General features: G+C 63.3%; 3 protein-coding genes and 1 pseudogene. 3 read left to right on the forward strand and 1 reads right to left on the reverse strand.

The window, feature by feature from the left end:
* The 3 genes from AC1DQP_RS17465 to AC1DQP_RS17475 all read left to right on the forward strand — a co-directional run.
* Window positions 1-518: MBL fold metallo-hydrolase (locus tag AC1DQP_RS17465; RefSeq protein ID WP_478052095.1), on the forward strand; the 518-nt coding region annotated here is incomplete at its 5' end.
* 58 nt (window positions 519-576) lie between these two features.
* A complete protein-coding gene (locus AC1DQP_RS17470; protein ID WP_152153247.1) occupies window positions 577-1,275 on the forward strand; it encodes a hypothetical protein in 699 nt (232 codons plus the stop codon).
* A 350-nt stretch (window positions 1,276-1,625) separates the two neighbouring features.
* The gene (locus tag AC1DQP_RS17475; protein WP_457319643.1) at window positions 1,626-2,924 is read left to right on the forward strand and encodes an alpha/beta hydrolase; all 1,299 of its coding nucleotides are present in this window, start codon (window positions 1,626-1,628) and stop codon (window positions 2,922-2,924) included.
* 888 nt (window positions 2,925-3,812) lie between these two features.
* Here the strand turns inward: AC1DQP_RS17475 and AC1DQP_RS17480 are convergent.
* A pseudogene (locus AC1DQP_RS17480) lies at window positions 3,813-4,193 on the reverse strand (alpha/beta hydrolase); the annotation flags it as partial.

Genomic DNA, 4,193 nt, shown 5'->3' on the forward strand with positions numbered 1-4,193 from the left:
GCGGTAGCTTGATTTACCCCGAGGGGACCCATCCGCTTCCCGTCCCTGGAGGCGCCCGGGCACGTCCCGCAACGCTTTGGGAGCCGCAGTTGCTAGGTGACTTCACCGCCACGGCGGTGCCCGCCTCGGACGGATACGGCGATACTCAGGTGTCCTGGGTAGTGTCGGCCGCGGGCCGGCGGGTATTCCATGGGGGAGACACGATGTGGCACGGCCACTGGTGGAAGATCGGCCGTCAGCTCGGACCCTTCGATGTGGCGTTCCTGCCGATCAACGGCGCCACGTTCGGATGGCGCAAGCCTGTCAGCGGACAGCCGGGCGTTCTGACGCCCGAGCAGGCCATCGCCGCCGCAACCGTCCTGGGCGCGCGGCTTCTCGTCCCAATCCACTACGGCATATCGGGGGTTGATGAGTATCAGGAAGTAGACGATCCTCTGGGCGCTCTGGTCAGGGTGGCGCGGGGAACTGCCATCGACGTCCAGTCAGTGCAGCCGGGGGCGTGGGTGACGTGGAGGTGAGGTCTTGCTGAAGCGTCAAAGCGCTACGCCAGAAGCATTAACCGTCACGGGAACTTGTATGAAGAAACTTGCCTTCGCCGTTTTCCTTGCTTCCATGTTTGTCTCTCCTCTCTCAAATGCGACGGAGGATTCAGCCCCGTCCCGACCCTCTCTGGACGCGCTGCAGCGCATCATTGAGTCCCGCAGTCCGGAGACAAAGGTCGCTAAGCCCGACCATGATCGGATCACTGCACAGCGCATCGATATCGTCGATGAGAACGGGGTCATCCGCATGACCCTTTCAGGCCGGACGCCGGCGCCGATCATCGATGGGATCCAATACCGCCGGGCGTTCAACGTCGCCGGGCTGGTGCTTTACGACGACAAGGGCAGCGAGCGGGGCGGCTTCGGAACCGCCGACGTGGCCGGGGGGATGGCCGTTCTGGCCTTGGATCACCCGGCGATGGATGCCATCGGCTGGCGCGTCTCGCCGGACGGCGAGGTGGCGTTCTCGATCAACCAAGCACCGCCGCTGCTGCGTGAGCCTGCCCTCGACAACCGCTTGGTTCCCGGGGTTAAAACGTCCACGCGCATCCGAATGGTGGTGGGTGCAGACGGTGCCCCTGCGATCGCATTGAACGACAAAGCGGACAAGACACGCCTGCGGCTGACCGTAACCGAAGAGGGGTACGGCGCCATCGAGTTCCTCAATGCAAAAGGGGAGGTAATTCACACGCTGGCGCCAGAGGCGGAAACGGGACTGGCGAGGGTGCAATAGGCTCCGAAGCGCAGCCGGTGTCCAGAATGAACTTTGCCTGGTGGGCAAGCCATGCTGGTTGACACTGTGACGCCCGAGGCTGGCCTCCTGCATGGAATTCCGACGCATTGGAATGAGAGGCCAGCAGCGTTTGGCAGCCTGTCTGCCTAATCTCAACCCCAAATTGGAGATCAAGCCATGAGCACACGCTGGAGCTACCTGACTGTTCAAATCGAAACGAATCCGATAGGCGAACCGAAGGGCGCTCCGAGACGAAGTGAATCGGCAAGGGCGGCCGCGCTCGGAACTGAACGACGCGGTCCACCTGCCGTCGGCGCCGGCGGTGCGGATTCTCAAGAAGGAGGTGCGAGATGCGCGCGCTGACACGTTGGGGCATGGGCATGATGCTGCTTTTCACCGCCACGCTCGCCCAAGCTGCGCCGCCGGCACAGACCGCTGCCGCCCTGCTCGATCATCTTCAGGCCGGTGAGGCTACCGCGGCCGAGGCGATGTTCACTCCAGAGATGGCAAAGGCCGTGCCGGCGGCGCAGCTGCAGGCCCTGTGGCAATCGTTCGGCGCGCTGCAAGATCGCGGCGCGGCACAGGTCACTGCGCGCGGCGAGGTGAGCGTGGTGACACAGCGGCTGAGGTTTGCGGTGGGCGACATCGACACGCAAGTAGCGGTAGATGCCGGCGGCCGCGTTGCCGGCCTGAACTTCAAACCGGCGACCGCACAAGCGCCGCCAGCGCCCCCAGTGCCAGCTGATGCAAGTTTCCAAGAGCTGCCTTTCGACGTGGTGTCTGACAAGGGCGCCCTACCGGGCACGCTGGCCCTGCCCAAGGGCAAAGGGCCGTTCCGCGCGGTAGTGCTGGTGCACGGGTCCGGTCCACAGGACCGCGATGAAACGATTGGACCGAATCGTCCGTTCTTGGACGTAGCGCGCGGCTTGGCCGCCCACGGGATCGCGGTGCTGCGCTACGAAAAGCGTACCAAGGCACGGCCGCAGGAGTTCAGCGGCAACGACTACACGATGGACGATGAAACCACCAACGATGCCGTCGCCGCCGTCGCCGGCCTGGCCAAGGCCCCGGGCATCGACGCGCACCACGTCTATGTGATGGGGCACAGTCAGGGCGGCATGCTGGCGCCCCGCATTGCGCAGCGCTCGGGCAAGGTGGCGGGGCTGGTCCTGTGGTCAGCGCCGGCCCGCTCGCTGCTGACCGTGTTGCCGGAACAGAACCGCTACCTCTTGGGCCTGGATGGGAGCATCAGCGCCGACGACCAGGCCATCCTGGACAAACTGGACGGGCAGATCGCCGCCGCACGGGGCACGGCACCGGTTGCTGCCAAGGACCTGCCACTGGGCGTGCCGGCGAGTTACTGGCGCGCGTTCGAGAACATTGATCCGGTCGCCGACGCCAAGGCCTCAGCACTGCCCATTTTGCTGCTCCAAGGCGGCCGTGACTTCCAAGTCGTGGATACGGACTGGCAGCTGTGGCAACACGGCTTGGCTCGCCAGCGCCAAGTCAGCTTCAAACACTATCCGGCGGTGAACCACCTGGGCGTCGCCGGCCAAGGCCCGGGTTCGCTGCAGGAATACAACACGCCCGGCAACGTCCTTCCGCAGCTTGTGGACGACGTGGCACAGTGGATTGAGGCACAGCGATGAAGGTTTGGACGGCGATGGTCGCGGATTGGGCCGTAGCCCGCCCACCTGCATAGCGGCTGCTGTGGTTGGTGGGTCCCGATGCTGTGCGTAGCGGTGATGCTTGCCGCTGGCATGCAATCGACGCAGCGCCCGCCATGGCCTCAGCTTCGCCTTGCCATTCTTGGTGCTGGTGACGGCGGGGTGGATCTGGGCGGGGCTGCAGCTTGCCCGGCTTCCAGTCCGGGCAATATCTGAGCGACCGGAGCAAGGCGTGCTGCTTGGTCACCGATACCGGCCGCGCGCTTACATTCGGCTGCGAGATGGCAGCGCTCTGTCGCTTTCGCCCTCTCTTTGTCCCCTCCCTCTTCCTACCCACGTCTTGCGTCTCTCTTGCATCCGGTCAATGAATGAGTCAGCAAGTTAGGTGGTGCACGGATGATCTCGACGTAAACTGGCTTGCAGTTGACTCTGAGCGGTCCGTGGCAGGAGAGACACGGGTAAATTCGTTTCAGGCGGGGAGGCATCGGGAAGAGGCCGACCCATCACGGCAATAGAAGATCCAACAATTGATACAACCTCGTGTCGAGCTCAGCGCGATTCGATTTCTTGGCTACGGCGCCAGTGGGCACCCGCAGTTCAGGGTCAGGCTCTCGGAAAGCGGGCGGGGCGCCCTTCGCAGTTTTTCCATGAATCGCGCGGGCACGTGGATCCATTTGGATTTGGACGGCGCTCGTCTGACATCGGCCTTTATTGGTCCCGCGATGGATCTGCAGGAATTCACTGCTAGCGTCGATCGGCCTGAGCTGGCGGCCAAACTCCACGCAATCGCGCAAGGGCTGGTAGCCCTTCCATGGCTGGTTTTGTGGGCATAAAAGTGCGTGGAACTTACTCTCTGGCGGGCCCCCTCATTTAAGGTGCTGTATCGCCTGCGCGTTCTGCAATGGGGCGAACTTGTTGGACGAGGGTAAGCAGTGTCTTGCCCGGCTCTTCAATCATGACCTCGTGAGCAGACTGTTCAAACCAGATGATCTGCTTCTCGGGAGCGGCGAGCTTGTCGGCCCATTCGGCGGCCAGTTCCGAAGACACGTTGTGGTCATGACGGCCCAAGAACAGAAACACGGGTGTGTCGATGCGACGCACCGATGACATGTCCAGGGATAAGACCTCCGACAGCAAGTGCTCCATCGAGAAGTCGTTGCCGTTCCAGATGGCCGCGACGTCGGCATCCGAATACTCCGGGGAGAGCTTTATCGCTGCAGCTTCCGCATCGCCGCCACGGCGGTTGTGAAC

The organism is Stenotrophomonas sp. P5_A8 (genome assembly GCF_056400545.1).